At 51.7% G+C, this 13,196-nt stretch carries 13 protein-coding genes; 8 read left to right on the top strand and 5 right to left on the bottom strand.

All coding sequences use genetic code 11. The features are described 5' to 3' along the window. The first annotated feature begins 243 nt into the window (after positions 1-243). From hinT to KDD30_RS08785, 8 genes are all read left to right on the top strand, one after another. Positions 244-594: a purine nucleoside phosphoramidase gene (gene hinT / locus KDD30_RS08820; RefSeq protein WP_211645504.1), complete on the top strand. Its 351-nt coding sequence runs from the start codon at positions 244-246 to the stop codon at positions 592-594. A gap of 71 nt (positions 595-665) precedes the next feature. Continuing rightward, on the top strand, positions 666-2,063 hold the full coding sequence (locus KDD30_RS08815) for a COG3014 family protein (RefSeq protein ID WP_211645502.1): 1,398 nt from the start codon (positions 666-668) through the stop codon (positions 2,061-2,063). Beyond that, positions 2,063-2,458, top strand: a complete 396-nt coding sequence (locus KDD30_RS08810) for a YcfL family protein (protein ID WP_211645500.1) — start codon at positions 2,063-2,065, stop codon at positions 2,456-2,458. The genes KDD30_RS08815 and KDD30_RS08810 overlap by 1 nt, the downstream gene beginning before the upstream one ends. A 76-nt stretch (positions 2,459-2,534) precedes the next feature. Continuing rightward, positions 2,535-3,125, top strand: a complete 591-nt coding sequence (lpoB, locus tag KDD30_RS08805; protein ID WP_211645498.1) for a penicillin-binding protein activator LpoB — start codon at positions 2,535-2,537, stop codon at positions 3,123-3,125. Further along, positions 3,126-3,983 (top strand): phosphotransferase, encoded by an 858-nt coding sequence (locus tag KDD30_RS08800; protein ID WP_211645496.1) that lies wholly within the window; start codon positions 3,126-3,128, stop codon positions 3,981-3,983. It abuts the gene before it with no gap. Between the two features lie 49 nt (positions 3,984-4,032). After that, positions 4,033-4,887: a DUF6279 family lipoprotein gene (locus KDD30_RS08795; RefSeq protein ID WP_211645490.1), complete on the top strand. Its 855-nt coding sequence runs from the start codon at positions 4,033-4,035 to the stop codon at positions 4,885-4,887. A 93-nt stretch (positions 4,888-4,980) separates the two neighbouring features. Further along, the gene (ycfP, locus tag KDD30_RS08790; protein ID WP_211645488.1) at positions 4,981-5,553 is read left to right on the top strand and encodes an alpha/beta hydrolase YcfP; all 573 of its coding nucleotides are present in this window, start codon (positions 4,981-4,983) and stop codon (positions 5,551-5,553) included. A 100-nt stretch (positions 5,554-5,653) separates the two neighbouring features. Then, positions 5,654-6,943 (top strand): NAD(P)/FAD-dependent oxidoreductase, encoded by a 1,290-nt coding sequence (locus tag KDD30_RS08785; protein ID WP_211645486.1) that lies wholly within the window; start codon positions 5,654-5,656, stop codon positions 6,941-6,943. 93 nt (positions 6,944-7,036) lie between these two features. Here the strand turns inward: KDD30_RS08785 and KDD30_RS08780 are convergent, their stop codons facing one another. The 5 genes from KDD30_RS08780 to KDD30_RS08760 all read right to left on the bottom strand — a co-directional run bounded on the left by KDD30_RS08780 (position 7,037) and on the right by KDD30_RS08760 (position 13,120). Continuing rightward, positions 7,037-7,510, bottom strand: coding sequence for an FKBP-type peptidyl-prolyl cis-trans isomerase (locus KDD30_RS08780; RefSeq protein ID WP_211645484.1), 474 nt, complete (start codon positions 7,508-7,510; stop codon positions 7,037-7,039). 105 nt (positions 7,511-7,615) lie between these two features. Further along, entirely contained in the window at positions 7,616-8,179 is a 564-nt protein-coding gene (locus KDD30_RS08775; protein ID WP_211645482.1) for a GNAT family N-acetyltransferase, read from the bottom strand. Positions 8,180-8,240: 61 nt separating this feature from the next. After that, positions 8,241-9,053 carry a peptidoglycan binding protein CsiV gene (locus tag KDD30_RS08770; protein WP_211645481.1) on the bottom strand — a complete coding sequence of 271 codons (813 nt, stop codon included), beginning with the start codon at positions 9,051-9,053 and terminating at the stop codon, positions 8,241-8,243. 29 nt (positions 9,054-9,082) lie between these two features. After that, the gene (gene mfd, locus KDD30_RS08765; RefSeq protein WP_211645479.1) at positions 9,083-12,538 is read right to left on the bottom strand and encodes a transcription-repair coupling factor; all 3,456 of its coding nucleotides are present in this window, start codon (positions 12,536-12,538) and stop codon (positions 9,083-9,085) included. 6 nt (positions 12,539-12,544) lie between these two features. Then, positions 12,545-13,120, bottom strand: coding sequence for a PilZ domain-containing protein (locus KDD30_RS08760; protein WP_211645477.1), 576 nt, complete (start codon positions 13,118-13,120; stop codon positions 12,545-12,547). Positions 13,121-13,196 lie beyond the last annotated feature (76 nt).

Genomic DNA, 13,196 nt, shown 5'->3' with positions numbered 1-13,196 from the left:
ACGTTTACTTCACGACGTAAAATAAGTGATGTAAAAGCCGTGACGATGTCATCAAAATCACATATTGGTTTGCAATGAGACTAAAGAAAAACAATCTGTACATACTTTGCCAGAGATAACAAAAGTCAAAACCCGGTAAAAAATAAATGGCTGTGATCCTGTTTAAAACGGTGTTCAATATTGCTCTGTTGGCGTTCCTCAAGCATACTCACCTCTGGTAAATCGTTGAATATGGAGCTCGCCATGGCAGAAGAAACAATCTTCAGCAAAATTATACGGAAAGAAATCCCGGCCGATGTTGTTTATCAGGACGATCTGGTGACTGCGTTTCGGGATATTAATCCGCGTGCACCCAGCCATATCCTGATCATTCCGAATAAGCTGATCCCAACGGTCAATCATGTGGAAGCGGATGACGAAGCAATGATGGGGCGTTTATTTACGGTTGCACGCAAACTGGCAGAAGCAGAAGGCATTGCCGAGAACGGCTACCGCCTGATCGTCAATTGTAATCCTCACGGTGGTCAGGAAGTGTACCACGTCCATATGCATTTATTGGGTGGACGTCCGCTGGGGCCAATGCTGGTTGGTTAAAGTTTAAAAAAATGGACTGGGCAGTCGTCTGTCAAAGCGTATGACGGCTGCTATTCAACAGACAGGATCGAATGAACAAACTTTTCCTGCGGACAACATGTGTCTTCTTTTGCGTTTATATGCTTTCGGGCTGTGCCAATTTATCGGGTCGCGGCCTGTTCAGTCATTACAGTGCCAGTACTTCGGAAAGTCGTGCAGCTCTGGGTCAGGGCCAGTATCAGCAGGCGCTGGATGTGCTGCCGGATGATATTGCAGGGCCAATTCTGGATGGCATGGAAAAAGGCCGGCTGAATTTTTTGTTGCGGGATTATCCCGAGAGCCTGTCGGCTTTTCAGCAATCCGATCTTGCCGTCAGAGTGCAGGAAGATGCGGCTGAAATTCAAATCTCAGAAGGGTTGAATCAGGCCGGTTCTCTGTTTACCAACGACAACATGATCACCTACCAAGCCTCTGATTACGAACTGGGTTTTTTGCATTTATACTTGTCGCTGAACTACATTCAGAAACATGATCTCAATGCTGCACTGGTCGAAGTCCGCCGGGCGAATCGGGTCCAGGAAGCGGCGAAAAAGCGGCGGGAATCAGAGCTTGCGGCCGCAGAAGAACGCATGGACAGCGAAGGGCTTTCCGACAATATCGGCGCCGTGTTATCCCGTTATCCGGGGGCAGGGAAGACATTATCTGCTGTTCAGAATGGGTATCTGTTTTATCTGTCAGGCATGCTTTATGAAGCCGATGGCAGCCTGAGTGATGCTTATATCGATTATAAGCGTGCACTGGCAGTTGCGCCCGATAACGACTATGTTGCGCAAGCCGTTCAGCGACTGGCTGTCCGGCTCGATATGAAAGATGATTTACAGCTGCTGACCCGAAAATATGGCCCTTGGCAATCACCCCCGAGTACAACTGGTCGCCTGATTATTTTAGATGAGCAGGGTGTCGTGCAGGCGCCTGAAGGCTGGCGGGCACCTCTCTGGGTTTATCAGAGTAACGGCCAAAATGTGCTCTATAACATGGCATTGCCGCATTACCCACCGCGACCCATGGTTTTGCCGGGGCCGATGGTGATGGATGGGCGTCCGCTGAAGGCGACGCCACTGGCCAATGTGACGCAAATGGCCCGGCAAAGTCTGAATGAAGCCATGCCGGCCAGAGTCTTACGTCAAGCTTTGCGGGTGATTGCAAAAGATCAATTCCGTCAGGCCGCAGCACAGAACGGTGATGAACTTGGCAATGCGCTCGCGAACATATTCAATACGCTTACAGAACAGCCTGATACACGAAGCTGGCAGAGCTTGCCTGCACAAGTGGCTTTGTATCAGGAAGATTTAATGCCTGGCAGCCATCTTATTCAATGGCAGGGGCAATCCGTGGAAGCGGAGATCAAACAAGGTCGAACGACTTTCGTTTGGGTGTCTCGTCAGGGGCAAACCATGAATGGCTGGTCAGTGCTACTAGGAGGAAACTGATGAAATATGTGATAGCAATTTGTGTTGCGCTGCTGATGACAGCTTGTGCACGTACGACAACGTCGGGAATCAGTATCGATAGCAGCAATCAGCATGTTGTGATTGCCAACCCGCATCTGGCCAGCCAGATTGGGATCGAGCAGGCTGCGGTCTCCCGTGAAAATGGTCTGCTGATGGCGGGTGTTCCTGTGGTCAGTAAGGTTGACGGAGACATTAAGCTGCAATACCGCTTTTACTGGTATGATGGCAAAGGTTTGGAAGTGAATGGCAGCGACAGTCCGTGGCGTCAGTTTGTGCTGCATGGCAAAGACACCATGACAATCAAAGCCATGGCAAAGACGCCTGATGCGGAAAACTACCGGATCTATATTCGTGAAGCCACCACGACCTGGTAACAGAATCAGGCTGGGCTGATAGGTTTGGTCCATCCTCAACATCCAAAATGAAAAGAAAACCGATTAAGGGTCAGAAATGAATAAACGCGTCATTGCTTTAATGGGTGTAGCTGCTCTCATGGGTGGCTGTGCAAAACAGGTCACTTACGGTGATGCTCAGTCCATCGAGACGACTACGGTTGAATTCGGCTCCAGTGATCTGCAGAAAATTGCCGAAGATATGACCGACAGCATGCTGTCTTCCGGCTCGGTGGGTGCGATTACCGCGGGCAAGCGTCCGATTATTTTTGTCGAAAGCATTAAAAATAAAACCAGCGAGCACATTGATACGGAATCGGTGACCGATTCGATCAGTACCAAGCTCCTGAACTCGGGCAAATTCCGTTTTGTGGATATGACGCGGGTTGAGTCAGTGCGCAAGCAACTGAACTTCCAGAATAACGATGAGCTGGTGAACCAGAGCACGGCGATTCAGTTTGGTAAGATGGTCGGCGCGCAGTACATGCTGTACGGCAATCTGTCGAGCATTGTGAAACAGGCGGGTAGTGACAAAGATGTGTACTACAAAATGACCATGCGTCTGATGGATCTGGAAAGCGGTCTGATTGAGTGGGCTGACGAAACAGAAATCCGGAAGCAGGAAGCCAAGCGCCTGCTGGGCTGGTAAGTGTCTTCCGGCCATTCTTCTGCGGGAGCGTTTCCATTCTCCCGTCTTGCTGGCTATGAAGTACGCTGCGCCCGCCCATTGAGTGGCGGGCTCAGTAACCGATGCTGGCACCTCACATTAAACACTTCCCCCCATTTGGATGCGCCTGAAACGACGCTAGTGGAAGCCGTCTGGCGTCCAGACAGTCCGATCAGTCGTGCTTTTGGGGTTCACCGGCATCATGAATTTCAGCTACTGGCAGCTATTCACTCCAGCGGCATTGCACCGGCTGCACTGGCTGAAAACCGGCACGGCATTCTGGTGGAATGGATCGAAGGGCAGGTACTCACGCAACCACCAGCGACTGAAGAACTCATGCAATTGCTGTATCGGGTTCATTGTCTTTCGGCCCCTCAGTGGGCACTGGATGTCAGACAAAAGGCCGGACATTATCTGGCTTCGATTCAGCCGTCGGATAAAAGCGCCCCGCTCAACTCAGTTTGCCAGCGATTTTTTCAGCAGATTCCGGATCGTTTATTTCCGCAAACCTGCTGCCATCATGATCTGGGATTTTATAATCTGATCCGGCGTCCGGACAGTCAGCTCGCTGTGATCGACTGGGAGTATGCTGCAGCCGGGGATCCTATGCTGGATCTGGCGCTGACGATTCAGGCCAACGAGCTGGATGCAAAAGCTGCTGCCATTATCTATGCGCAGCTTGCCGGATACGATGAAGTGACTGTCTCAAATGCCGTGCAGCAATGGCTTCCCTGGTGCGATTTCTTGGCTATGCTTTGGTATTATGCTGGCGCACATCTCTGGCAAGATGAGTCTTATCGTCTTGAAGCTCACACGTATCTGGCCAAGCTTATCGCCTGACTTGTCAGCCCGCCTTTTCAGTTTCATCTGCCTGCTGAAGGAGGTTTGCGTGCCTGAGTTCCGTTCTGTATGGCAAAGACTGCTGATCCTTTCCTTGTCTGTTTTCCTGATATCTGCCTGCGTCGCCCGGCTTGCCTATAACACCATGGATTATTGGATTCCGTGGTATCTGGACGATTATGTCAGCCTGACATCCGCTCAGGAGTCCAGGTTTATTCAAGAGTTCCGGCAAGCACAAGCGATCCACCGCCGGCAAGAACTGCCCAGAGTCCACCAAGAGATCACAGCGTTACAGCGTGACTTAGCGCAGCCAATGACGACGGCTCAGATTGAAGGCTATCATCACAGTTTCACGGGGCTGGGAGAGGACAGCATTACGGTGTTTACGCCGCCTGTGAGCAACCTGCTGCGGTATCTCAGCAACATTCAGGTCGAGCAAATCAATACCAAGGTGAACCAGGATCTGGATGAGTTACGGACGAAGCGTGAAAAACTGACTCAGGAAGAGAAACTCAAGCGTTACCGGACCCGGTTTGAGAAAATCAGCCGGGAATGGATTGGTTCACTGACCGACGAACAGTCGGCCATGATTGCGGAACTGGCGCAGTATCAGTTGGAGATCGAACCTGTATTTTTCTCGGTTCGTCAGGGCCTGTATCAGCAATGGCAGCAGTTGATGACAGAGCGTCACCGACCGGAGTTTCAGGGGAAACTGGAAAAACTACTGCAGGATATGGTTGCATTCCGGTATGCGCCGGTTCAGTTTCAGTTTGATCGCTACCTTCAGCGCAGATTTGAATTACTGACCCGCCTGAACCAAAGTCTGTCTGCCAGGCAGCGTCAGCATTTCATCGATAAGCTCACTGAAATCCGAAAAGACATTGCTGTGCTGATCCAGCAGTAATGAATGTCTATAACCATATTTTTGTTGTGGTTAATGGGGGCGTTTTCGTATAGTCATGGTTCCAAGTTTTTTCAGTTATCTGAGGAGATCACTGTGATTATCTATTTGCATGGATTCGATTCGACCAGCCCGGGCAACCATGAAAAAGTACTGCAACTTCAGTTCATCGATCCGGATGTTCGGGCAGTCACTTACAGTACATTCCATCCCAAGCACGATATGCAACATCTATTAAAGGAAGTGGATAAGCTGATTTCTGCCAGCGAGGATCCGTCTCCGCTCATCTGTGGTGTCGGGTTAGGGGGCTACTGGGCAGAACGAATCGGTTTTCTCTGTGGGATTAAGCAAGTGATCTTTAACCCGAATTTACATCCTGAAGCAATGATGCAGGGTAAAATTGATCGTCCGGAAGAGTACGCGGATATTGCAACCAAATGTGTCGCTGATTTTCGGGAAAAAAATGCAGGGAAGTGTCTCTGTATACTTTCAACCGAAGATGAAGTGTTAGATAATCTATCAACAAACAGAACATTGGACGCATATTACCAGGTGATCTGGGACGAGACTCAAACGCATAAATTCAAAAAAATCTCCCAGCACTTACAAAGAATAAAGCAGTTTAAAGCAACGAATTGCGTATATGCCTCTCCCTCTGCAGGTGAATGACAGTTATCACCTGAACCACTCTACGTCAGTCAGATTCATAGCTGGCAGAGCGCTGCTCTGCTGGTTTGTACAAAATTTATAAAAACTAGAGGAAAAGACTGTGACGAGAATCATCGTAGTTGGAGGCGGTGCAGGTGGCCTGGAGTTGGTCACTAAATTGGGGCGAACGCTGGGTCGAAAGGGCAAAGCGAACGTCACACTGGTCGATAAAAACAGCAGCCATCTCTGGAAGCCATTGTTGCACGAAGTGGCGACGGGATCCCTGGATGAGGGCGTTGATGCGTTGAGCTACCGTGCCCACGCGAAAAACCATCATTTTGATTTTCAGCTGGGCATGTTGAAAGACATCGACCGCGAACGCAAAGTGATTACGCTGCATCCTTTGTATGACGAAGATGGGGAATTGCTGATCCCGGAGCGTGAACTGGCATACGATATTCTGGTGCTGGCGATTGGCTCGAAATGTAATGACTTCAATACCCCGGGTGTCCGCGAACACTGTATTTTCCTCGACAGCCCTGAGCAGGCGCACAGATTCAGAACTGAAATGAACAACCAGTTCCTGAAACTTCATGCCAATAAAGCGCAGAAAACAGTAGATATTGCCATTGTGGGGGCAGGTGCGACCGGTGTGGAACTGTCTGCTGAACTGCACAATGCTGTGAAGGAGCTGCGTCTGTATGGGTTTGGCGATCTGGACAGCTCCCGTCTGAATGTCAATCTGATTGAAGCGGGTGAGCGGATTCTGCCTGCTTTACCTCCGCGTATTTCTTCTGCTGCGCACAGCGAGCTGACCAAACTGGGTGTCACGGTTCACACAGCAACCATGGTCACCAAAGCGGATGAAAACGGCCTGACCACCAAAGACGGCGAGCATATTCCGGCACAGCTGATGGTCTGGGCTGCGGGGATCAAAGCGCCGGATTTCATGAAAGAGATTGCGGGACTAGAAACGAACCGGATTAACCAGTTGGTTGTGAAGGACACGCTGCAAACCACACGTGATGAAGACATTTATGTCATTGGTGATCTGGCAGCCTGTACCCAGAAAGACGGCACACTGGTTCCACCGCGTGCGCAATCCGCGCACCAGATGGCGAGCCGCTGCTTCTCGAACATCGTGGCCAAACTGACCGACAGACAGCAAAAGCCTTATGTGTTTGTGGATCATGGTTCTCTGGTTTCTCTGAGCCGTTTTTCGACCGTCGGCAGCCTGATGGGGAACCTGACCAAAGGCTCAATGATGATTGAAGGCCGGATTGCCCGGGTGATGTATATCTCCCTGTACCGGATGCACCATATCGCGCTGCACGGATTCTTCAAAACCAGCCTGATGATGCTGGTTGGACGGATTAACCGGGTGCTGAGGCCGAATCTGAAACTGCACTGATTGCCTTCAGTGTCAGAAACAAAAAAAACCGCCGGGCTCGGCGGTTTTTTTATGGCTTTCAGTTTGAAACTGATTGTCTTGCAGACAGAAAGCTTAGTTGATTTTCAGCAGTTCCACATCAAAGATCAGCACCGAACCCGGTCCGATTTTACCCACACCGCGGTTGCCATAAGCCAGTTCTGCCGGAATAAACAGGCGGACTTTTTCGCCCTCAACCATCAGCTGCAACCCTTCTGTCCAGCCCTTGATGACCTGATTCAGACCAAAGGCGATGGGCTCACCCCGCTCAACCGAACTGTCGAATACGGTCCCGTCGATCAGCGTGCCATGGTAGTGAACCGTCACTTTATCTGATGCTTTCGGATGTACCGTCCCGGTGCCTTCCTGAAGGACCAGATACTGCAGGCCGGATGCTGTGGTCTGGACGCTTTCCTGCTGTTTGTTGGCGTCCAGGAAGGCTTTCCCTTCTTCAATATTTTGCTGCGCGGCTTGTTTATTATTCTGGCTGCGCTGGAAGAAAAAAATACCCAAGCCGATAATGATGATCGCAATAATGATTTTTGACACAGAATTTCCTACCTGATGACGGATTGACTGAGGCCAATTCTAGCTGAAATACACGGCTTTGTTGATCTCTCATGATTGTTTTTGAAGTGTTTTTCGAGCGTGTTTTTAAGGTCTGGGCTTGGATAAATCCTCTGGGATCAGCGCATAAACAAGGCCGTCTCTGGCTTGTCCGCGGCTGTAAATCCGATTACGGCTCAATGATTCATAGTGGGCACCACATCGTGCTGCGGTCCGCTGGCTCGCCAGATTCCCCGGATGCATCACAATCTCAAGCCGGGTCAGGGCAAGGGTATCAAACGCAAAACGGGCCAGGGAATGAATCGCTTCCTGAGCAAATCCCTGCTGGTGGCTGCTGCTGCGGATCCAGTAACCCAGCTCTGCCGCGTTGGTCAGCTGAGAGAGATTATTGAGGCAAACTGTGCCGATAAAGTGGTCATGATGACGCGTGAAAATGGCCAGCTCATAGCCATTATCCAGTTTCCAGTTCATCTGGGAGGCAGAAATCCAGGCATGAGCATCTTGCTGATTGTAATTGGCATGACACCATTCGACCCAGGGAGATAAATCTTTGTAGGACTCCAGCACGGCAGACAGATGGGCTTCCAGATCGGCCAGTTTATAGGGGCGCAGGTAGAGGCGAGGCGAGGTGAGTTCGATATCCAGTTTCATCTGAGTTCCTGCGGCATTCACTGAATCAAAAACGGGGCCAGTGCTGACCCCGTGGTTGCAATTATGAATCCAGACGTCGGATTTGTACGACCATGCCCATCAGCGGGTGATCGAGATAATGGGTCTCGCCGCTGCGCATTTTGCGTTGCTGATCAAAGCGGAATGTTTTCAGGAACTCTTCCACTTCAATTTTTTTCTTCACTTCCTGAAGCTGGCCAAATTGAACCGTGTCACTCAAAGCGGTGGTGCCACCTTCCGGCAGTTCAGTGCCGACGACGACTTCCCGGCGGCCCGGCTCACGCAAGTCCAGCTGTGTATTGGTAAACAGATAATGATTCACATAGACCTGAATCTTACCTTCCAGCTCGTACAGCGGCTGATCCGGCTGTGCAGGCATTGTTTCTTGCGTTTCTGCAGCCAGTTCAAAGCTGGGCGGTGTCGTCATGGGCTGGCCGTCACGTTCACGACGGGCCGCTTCCTCTATGGAGGTCCCATCAGGCAGATACTGGCCGGAAAAATTACGGCCAGCCGTCAGACGGAAAGTCGGGGCCTGCGCTTTGCTCAGATCGCCCTGACGCCAGCCAAAATGCGCCAGTGGCGTAAATCCGGCGTGAGCTTTCAGGCGCTGGTACTGGCTGTTCAGCGCGAAACGGCTCGCAGGCATCATGGTGATTCCGCGATTCGCTAACTGTGACGAACCCACAAGTTGAACCGTTCTGGCGTAATCCAGCGGAGCCGGTTGATCCGGCCACGATTCGCCGGTTTGGTCCGGGTTGACGTTGCGCTTGAAGATGATGACTTCAATGTCAAATTGTCGTGCTGCGAAACTTGGCAGACTGATGACAAGCAGCAGCAAATAAATCAGATTTTTCAAGGTAATACTCCGCACTGGTATGCAGCCAATTATAGGGTGTTTTCAGCTAATTGTGTTAGGAAGCCGTCAACATACTTGATGCGTTCCCGGCGATCCGTCAGTGATGCAATGACCTTGAGTTTGGTCGGGCCATCCATCCGGAACTGTTGTGGTTTCGATTGTAACAGACCAACCAGGAAACCGGGGTCGATTGCAGCATTTTGAGCAAATTCAAAATAACCGCCTTTCTCGCCGGCTTCAATCCGGCGCACACCTAAGCCTGCCGCTTTCAGCTTGAGTTTATTCAGCGTCAGCAGGTTGGTAGCCGCATCGGGCAGCAATCCGAAGCGGTCGATCAACTCGACTTTCAGTTCATCCAGAGCTGATTCCTGATCGGCACTGGCAATACGTTTATAGAGCGACAAACGGGTGTTGATATCCGGAATGTAGTCATCCGGTAAGAGCGCAGGCAGGCGCAATTCCACTTCAGTTTGTTCGCGCAGTAAATCGTCCAGTGAAGGCTCTTTCCCGGCTTTCAGCGATTCCACGGCCTGCTCCAGCATTTCCATGAAGAGGGTGAAACCGACTGACTGAATCTGACCGGATTGTTCATCGCCAAGTAATTCACCGGCACCACGAATTTCAAGGTCGTGGGTTGCCAGCGTAAATCCGGCGCCCAGATCTTCCAGCGAGGCAATGGCTTCAAGACGCTTCACGGCATCTTTGGTCATTCGTTTCGGATGCGGTGTCAGCAGATAAGCATAAGCCTGATGATGCGAGCGGCCAACGCGTCCCCGAAGTTGATGCAACTGAGCCAGACCCAGATGATCGGCGCGGTTCATAATAATGGTGTTCGCGGTCGGCACATCAATCCCGGTTTCAATAATGGTGGTACACACCAGTAAATTGAAACGCTGGTGATAGAAATCACTCATGACGCGCTCTAGTTCACGTTCACGCATCTGACCATGGGCGGTGGTGATGCGTGCTTCGGGGATGAGTTTCGCCAGTTCTTCCGCAGTTTTCTCGATGCTGTCGACATCGTTGTGCAGGAAATAGACCTGACCGCCCCGCATAATTTCACGCAGCACGGCTTCGCGGACTATTAAATCATCCCGTTCGCGCACAAAGGTTTTAATGGCCAGTCGGCGGGCAGGTGGGGTCGCGATAATCGACAGATCCCGCATGCCGCTCATCGCCATGTTCAGCGTTCGCGGAATGGGTGTGGCCGTGAGTGTGAGGATGTCGACATCCGCCCGCAGTGATTTCAGTTTTTCCTTCTGGCGGACGCCGAAACGGTGCTCTTCGTCGACGATCAACAAACCAAGATCCTGATATTTGACTTGAGCATTCAGGAGTTTGTGGGTGCCGATCAGGATATCAATTTTGCCATTTCTGACATCTTCCAGAATGCTTTTCTGCTCTTTGGCGGTTTTAAAGCGGGACAACACTTCCACCCGAACCGGCGTATTGGCAAAGCGGTCTCGGAAGTTCTCGAAATGCTGCTGAGCCAGCAGGGTGGTTGGCACCAGTACGGTGACCTGTTTGCTGTTATCAACGGCGACAAAGGCGGCGCGCATCGCCACTTCCGTTTTGCCGAAACCGACGTCACCGCACACCAGGCGATCCATGGCCTTGGCCTGACACATATCCGACAGCACGGCATTGATCGTCATGGCCTGATCGTTTGTCTCCTCGAACGGGAAGCCGGTGCAGAAATCAGCATAGGCCTCGCGGTCGAGTTTGAACTTGAAGCCGGGTTTGAGTTCGCGCTTGGCGTATACATCCAGCAGTTCGGCGGCCACGTCTCTGACTTTCTCGGCGGCTTTACGGCGGGCTTTCTGCCAGCTTTCACCGCCCAGTTTATGGATTGGTGCGGCATCTTCAGCACCGCCGGAATAGCGGCTGATGAGGTGCAGAGAAGCAACCGGCACATAGAGCTTCGCAGCGCCCTGATATTCCAGCGTTACGTATTCTGTGGTGATGCCACCGGCTTCGAGGGTTTGCAGCCCCTGATAGCGGCCAATGCCGTGATCTAAATGGACCACAGGTTGTCCGATTTTGAGTTCAGCCAGATTGCGGATGATGGTGTCTGAACTGACGGTCCGCTTTTCTTCCCGACGGCGTCGTTGTATGACGCGTTCACCCAGTAAATCACTTTCACAAATGAAGGCAACGGACGGTTCTTCCAGAATGAAGCCCTGTTCCGCCGCACCAATCACCAGGGTATACGGGCTGGCTGCCGACATGGCCTCTTCCAGACTGTGGCAAACCATGGGACGCAGCTTAATGCGTGCCAGCAGATCAAGCAGGGCTTCCCGCCGGCCTTCGCTGGCGACGGAGAAGATGATTTTCCCCGTGAACTTTTCCTGAAACTGGCGCAGTGCGGACAGTGGCTCTTTCAACTGATGATTCAGAGTCAGTGCCGGAATCGGAGAGAGCGCCGGGTTAAAGCGGCCCGCTTTTTCTTCTTCTTTCGCTTTACTCAGCTTCACCTGCGGCAGGTTCTTGAAGTGGGAGAACATCTCCTCCGTTGTGAGCCACAGTTCTTTGGGCGGCAGGAGCGGGCGCAGTGGGTCGACCCGTCGTTCTTCGAAACGGTATGCCGCATCGTTGAGGAAATGATCAGCGGCTTGTTCCAGCTCACCAAAAGTCAGCAGCAGGGTGTCCTGCGGCAGATAATCAAACAGGGTATCGGTCTGTTCGAAAAAGAGAGGCTGCCAGTATTCGATACCCGCCGGCCAGGTCCGTTTGCTGACTTGCTGATAGACGGATTCCGGTTCCCGGCGCGCTTCAAATCGTTCCCGCCAGCGCATCCGGAAGTTTTCAACGGCCACGTCATCGGTTGGAAACTCATGGGCCGGGAGCAGATTGATGTTGTCGATTTCACCGGTGGAACGTTGCGACTCCGGGTCAAACTGACGAATGGAATCAACTTCATCATCAAAAAAGTCAATGCGATAGGGCTCGTTGTTCCCCATCGGGAACAGGTCGAGCAGCGAACCACGGCTGGCGTACTCACCGTGCTCCATGACCTGATCGACACGACGATAGCCCGCGGCTTCTAACTGAAGACGTAGCTTTTCGAGTGACAACCGATCCCCTTTGCGGACCAGCAGGGCATGCTGATGCAGGAAACTGCGCGGCGTCAGTCGTTGCAGCAGAGTACTGACCGGGACCAGCAGAATACCGTTGTTCTGGGTCGGTAACTGATACAGCCGGGCCAATCGATCGGAAATGATATCCTGATGGGGTGAAAAGCTGTCGTAAGGCAGGGTTTCCCAGTCGGGAAACACATGCACATCGACTTGGGTGAACTGGCTGACTTCAGGCTGAAGGCGCAGTGCGGTCTGGGTGTCTGGCACAACGGCCAGCACCGGACCCTGATGGCTTTTGGCCAGTTCGGCAATCGAAATTGCCAGCGCAGCACCAGACACGTTCCCGACAAATCGCTTATCGCCCGCTTTGCCCGGTAAAGGGAGAGAAAATAAAGTCTGTGAGGTCATGACAAATTATTGTTTTTCGCTTCGTTGCAACGCGCGCTGGCGCAGCATTTTCTGTTGAATGTGCAATGCTGCACGAATAAGCAGATCTCTGTCTTCTTCCTGCAGCCTCGTGTAATGCAGGGTGATCTGAAAAGCATCCCCATCGACAGGCTGACAATCCTGCACATCGGCATAGCAATACACGGCGGCGGGCGGATTTTCAAGGAAGAGTTTCAGCCGGACCTGGCTGCCGGTCGCTAAAGGCTGCTGAGAAACATAGGTGAGCTGGCTGGCGCCGAAGGTTTCGGTCAGTTGACGATAGGCTGGGTCATCTTGTTGTCTGAGCACAAAAGCGAGCAGCAGATTGATTTTGTTATTCTGGGCTGCCAGATAATCCAGCAGAGTCCTGTTCATGCTTTTACTTTCTTGCTGCAAGACTTTGTCTGCGTTGTGTTCCAGTTCGCTACATTCACTGGCAACACGAAATAAAGGTGGGATTTCCTGAAGAAATGCCTGGTCGTCGGGCAGCGCAAAATGTTCCGGTAAAGGTTCAACATTGATGGTAAGCCCGGCATGGACTGAAAAGTACTCGTCCTGATTCATGTCACACTCGTGATTTGTTGTTTAGGCTTCGATTATCACTTAGCACAGACGAACGGGCAAGTTAGAGGTATCAAGA

This window comes from Photobacterium sp. GJ3 (genome assembly GCF_018199995.1).
In the GTDB taxonomy this organism is placed as follows: Bacteria; Pseudomonadota; Gammaproteobacteria; order Enterobacterales; family Vibrionaceae; genus Photobacterium.
This window is presented reverse-complemented; position numbering and strand designations above follow the sequence as displayed.

Bases quoted from the DNA above. Each gene is read 5' to 3' on its own strand.
- hinT (WP_211645504.1), top strand. From the start codon at position 244: ATGGCAGAAGAAACAATCTTCAGCAAAATTATACGGAAAGAAATCCCG.
- KDD30_RS08815 (WP_211645502.1), top strand. From the start codon at position 666: ATGAACAAACTTTTCCTGCGGACAACATGTGTCTTCTTTTGCGTTTAT.
- KDD30_RS08810 (WP_211645500.1), top strand. From the start codon at position 2,063: ATGAAATATGTGATAGCAATTTGTGTTGCGCTGCTGATGACAGCTTGT.
- lpoB (WP_211645498.1), top strand. From the start codon at position 2,535: ATGAATAAACGCGTCATTGCTTTAATGGGTGTAGCTGCTCTCATGGGT.
- KDD30_RS08775 (WP_211645482.1), bottom strand. From the start codon at position 8,179: ATGAAACTGGATATCGAACTCACCTCGCCTCGCCTCTACCTGCGCCCC.
- mfd (WP_211645479.1), bottom strand. From the start codon at position 12,538: ATGACCTCACAGACTTTATTTTCTCTCCCTTTACCGGGCAAAGCGGGC.
- KDD30_RS08760 (WP_211645477.1), bottom strand. From the start codon at position 13,120: ATGAATCAGGACGAGTACTTTTCAGTCCATGCCGGGCTTACCATCAAT.